A 3,836-nucleotide genomic window follows, 5' to 3' on the forward strand; every position below is an offset into this window, starting at 1 on the left:
CCCCCCCCCCCCCCCCCCCCCCCCCCCCCCCCCCCCCCCCCCCCCCCCCCGCCTGTTCCGGAAGCCGGACGCCAGGAGGAAAGCGCCCCTCCCCCGGCTCAGGCTCCTTTGTATTTCCGTCGGGTGGCGATGCCGCCCCGGATATGCCGTTCCGCTTTGTTCTCCTCCAGCACGCCCTTGACCTGGAGATAGAGAGGCTGGTTGAAGGCGGGAAGGCGCTCGGACAGGTCCTTATGTTTCGTCGTTACGAATTAGAACCGTTTCGTCCAAGCCCAAATCACCGAACAGGCGCAGATAGATGTCCACATTCCCATCCTTGTCCACTTCGATCTTCTGGATGATCCGCTTGAGCTGGGCATTGGTCATCTGATGCACATCGGCAATGTCCTCGATCTCCTTGAAAGTCTGCTGCAGGACGCTTTCCAACTGCTCGCCCTTTGTCAGGTGGTAGGACACCATTTTCAGCTCGTTTTCCAGCCGTTCGATCTCTTTCCGCATCCCACCGATCCTGTCATTCAGCTCCTCACGGCTGATCAGATCATCAGCATACATATCCATGTATTTCTGGCGGGTCTTTTGCAGCTTGGCAAGTTGGGCGTTCAGTTCCTTTTCATAGTTCAGGTTTTCATCCTTTGCCTTATAGACCCGCTGGAATTCCCCCACCACATAGCGGATGACATTTTTCTTTGTTTTCAGTAGCCCGGCGAAATATTCCTGCAAAACCTCGATCAGTTCCTCCTCGTCTACTGTCACGGCGTTGGGGCAGTTGTCCGCCCCTTTGCCGTTGTGGCCAGAGCAGACCCAGCGCACATAAGTGTTCTTGTAGGTGCGCACCACCCGTCGGAAGGACCAGCCACACTCCTTGCACTTGATAAGAGTAGAGAACAAGTATTTGTTGCTCTGTCGCTGTTTGTCTACCTTAAAGGCTCGTCCACGGGACTTCATGATCTGCTGGGCCTGCTCAAAGGTTTCCATGTCAATAATCTGGAGATCCGGCCGCTCTACCACCATCCATTCTGATGCATCTTTATCCGCCCGCTGGCCGGTGAGAAAATCAGTCACTTCCTGTTTGCCGTTGATAATTTTTCCGGTATAAAGCTCATTGGTAAGAATGCGGCACACACCGTTCTGGCTCCACTGACAGTTGCGCTTTGTCCGCAGCCCCCGCTCATTGAGGAAAATGGATATCTTTGCCGCACCGTAGCCGTCTTTGATATACCACTCATAAATCTGGCGAACAACGGCGGCCTCCTCCTGGTTGATGGTCAGGTTGAAGTAGTCGCCGATGGTCTTGTCATAGCCATAGACAATGTTGGGGACTCTCCCCTTCTCAGCATTCATTTTCTTGCCAAATTTCACCCGCTTGGAGGTGTTGGCGCTCTCCTCCTGGGCCAGGGCCCCGAAGATCGTCAGCACAAATTCGCTGTTGCCCATGCTGGTCATGTTGGCGGTCAAAAACTGGGTTTCGATTCCCAACGCTTTCAGCTTGCGGACATTTTGCAAAAGGTCAACTGTATTCCGGGCAAAGCGTGAGATGTCCTTGACCACCACCATATCAAACAGGCCATGCTCCGCGTCTGACATCATCCGCAAAAACTCTTTTCGGTTTTTGATTTTTGTCCCGGAAATACCCTCGTCAGCATACAGCCGCACCAGGTTGTCCCCTGTGCGTTTGGTATATTCAGAAAAGAATTCCTTCTGTGCCTCCAAGCTATTAAGCTGATCTTCCTTGTCCGTGGATACCCGGCAGTAAGCGGCAATATTCATAGCAACCTCTCCGTTATTTTCATACCGTTCCGTTACATCGTTATTCTACTATATGTTGTTTTAAATTGCAACAACAAAAAGGGCACCCTTTTCACGCAGGATGCCCCTCATCAATTTCTTCCTTCATATCTTTCAGCCCATCTGTGGCTGCCTGTATAGCGGACTGCACCTTTTCCTGATTTGCTTCCAACAGGATTTTCAAGATGTAGTCGGCGGTGGCTGCCGCTGGATTCGGGTTATGGAACTGATAATTTAATTTTCGTTTCTTCACAGCGGAGTCTCCACCTCCTTCCCGCTTGCACTGGTCTATCATTATGAAGGCCAGATCGAGAATAGTACTTTCCGCCAAAATGTCTTTGGGGGCATCGTACGATCATAGCTGTCAGCTCATACTCTGCTGCCAGGTCGGTTCTCCTTCGTGATCGTCCTCTTTGTGACCGAGGGCAATTTTCTTTTTCCGCTCCTGACGGAGCGTTTTCCGGTCGGTGTGCTGGTGCATGGTGGTGGCATCCCTTACGGGATCAGAATCTTGACCGCGTTCCAGAGAGCGGCCAAGCCGGACCAGACCGTTTGCAAGACCACCATACCCACCATAGTCCCCAGCAAAATCAGGGCCAGCCATACCATGACCGACATCGCGGTTCCCAGACTGGGAGGAGAGATAGAGAATTCTTTCTTCTTCCCAGCCTGTCGCAGCAGCGCCTGTATCCCCGCCACATCCCGCGCCAGGGCCTCCATCTGGGACTGAGTGAGGCATGGCTCCCTCCGGCTGGAAACCTCCCGCAGAAGGGCTGTGTGGGCCGCTGTGTGCTGCTCCAGCTCGTCCAGCCGATGGAGCCCTGCCACTCCTCTTTGCTGGGACAGGCTTGGGTTGGTATCGGCTGCGGAGCGTTCCTCCGCTTCAATTCCTCCATGGGCAATCGCTGCCCGGATTCTGAACTCATGTTCCATAACCTCCTTTGTGTACTTCTCCTCGTGGAGCCGGTCGTCCCGACACTTCATTCCCGTGGGCGTGGTGTAGGTGATACTCTTCCGGCTGTCCGTCCACCGCACCTGATACCCCTCGCTCTCCATCAGGGAGATAAATTCCTCCTTGCTGGCAGCGTACCGCATACACTGGTCGATGGTGTTCATGAGACGGAATTTCCAGCTCTCGCCCTTGGCGGCGGAGCGGTACTCTCTGGTGCTCATCCGCTTTTGCTTGACCTGCTTCTGCGGTGGCGGAAGGATCTCCAGACCGTGGGCAACGCAGATTTCATCGTTGGCTATCCGGTGGGCCTGCAGGTCGGCGGCACTTTGATGGAGTTTCTTGCCGCTCTGGAAGCTCACACTGTTCACCACCAGGTGATTGTGGAGATGCTCTGTGTCCATATGGGTGGCCACTAACACCTCGAAGTTTGGAAACTGACGCTGGGCCAGTTCCAGCCCAATAGCGTGAACTTCCAGTGGGGACAGGTCATCCTGCTTGTCAAAGGACTGCACGAAATGATAGTACTGTCTGCCATCTGTCTTATGGAACCGCTCCTTGGTGAGCTGCATTTCGGAGCAGACACTTTGGGCGGTGCAGTTCCAGCCGGAGACAAGTCGACGATCTTCCCATGTGGTTTTCTCCTCCTGCTGGACATAGCGCAGAACACCGCCCAGAGCACCTCTGCCACCGCCACGATTTTTGATTGCGGTGAAGGTTGCCATCTCAAGTCACCTCCCGCAGCAGCTCCCGGAGCTGTTCATAAATTTTTCCGTAGTTTTCTGCCAGTGCGTCACCCTTCAGAACTGTTACCCTCCCCATGTTGGCCAGGGTTGTGAGCTGATTCAGGTTTCGCCCCTGTGCTTTCAGTTCAGACAGCACCTGTTCCAGCCCTTCCACCCGCACGATCTCTTTTGCCAATCCGCTGTAACACAGGTAGTCGGTGACCGTCAGGCCAGCGGCTTTGGCACGCTCCTGGATGGTCTCCTTGGTACGAGGTGTCACCCGCAGGGTAATGATTTCCGACTTTTTTATCCTCACAATTTGTACCTCCTATTACAATGTATTTACGGTTGAAGGCACGGCAGCCAGCCGTGTCTTT

4 protein-coding genes and 1 pseudogene are annotated in these 3,836 nt (G+C 54.0%); all 5 read right to left on the reverse strand.

Features of this window, described 5'->3' with window-relative positions; genetic code table 11:
- Positions 1–98: 98 nt before the first annotated feature.
- Positions 99–245, reverse strand: a pseudogene (locus NE584_RS19125) (sporulation transcriptional regulator SpoIIID); the annotation flags it as partial.
- On the reverse strand, positions 232–1,767 hold the full coding sequence (locus NE584_RS19130; RefSeq protein ID WP_108980653.1) for a recombinase family protein: 1,536 nt from the start codon (positions 1,765–1,767) through the stop codon (positions 232–234). The gene NE584_RS19130 and the pseudogene NE584_RS19125, both read right to left, overlap by 14 nt.
- A 91-nt stretch (positions 1,768–1,858) precedes the next feature.
- Positions 1,859–2,038 carry a hypothetical protein gene (locus NE584_RS19135; protein WP_108980654.1) on the reverse strand — a complete coding sequence of 60 codons (180 nt, stop codon included), beginning with the start codon at positions 2,036–2,038 and terminating at the stop codon, positions 1,859–1,861.
- 242 nt (positions 2,039–2,280) lie between these two features.
- On the reverse strand, positions 2,281–3,459 hold the full coding sequence (locus NE584_RS19140) for a relaxase/mobilization nuclease domain-containing protein (RefSeq protein ID WP_108980655.1): 1,179 nt from the start codon (positions 3,457–3,459) through the stop codon (positions 2,281–2,283).
- Position 3,460: 1 nt separating this feature from the next.
- Positions 3,461–3,775 (reverse strand): DUF1778 domain-containing protein, encoded by a 315-nt coding sequence (locus NE584_RS19145; RefSeq protein ID WP_256183524.1) that lies wholly within the window; start codon positions 3,773–3,775, stop codon positions 3,461–3,463.
- Between the last annotated feature and the right edge of the window lie 61 nt (positions 3,776–3,836).

The sequence above is a fragment of the Clostridium sp. DFI.5.61 genome, assembly GCF_024462915.1.
Lineage (GTDB): Bacteria > Bacillota > Clostridia > Oscillospirales > Oscillospiraceae > Lawsonibacter > Lawsonibacter asaccharolyticus.

What these genes read in the sequence shown, in the direction of transcription:
- NE584_RS19140 (WP_108980655.1), bottom strand. Translation starts at nt 3,459, where the DNA reads ATGGCAACCTTCACCGCAATCAAAAATCGTGGCGGTGGCAGAGGTGCT.
- NE584_RS19130 (WP_108980653.1), bottom strand. Translation starts at nt 1,767, where the DNA reads ATGAATATTGCCGCTTACTGCCGGGTATCCACGGACAAGGAAGATCAG.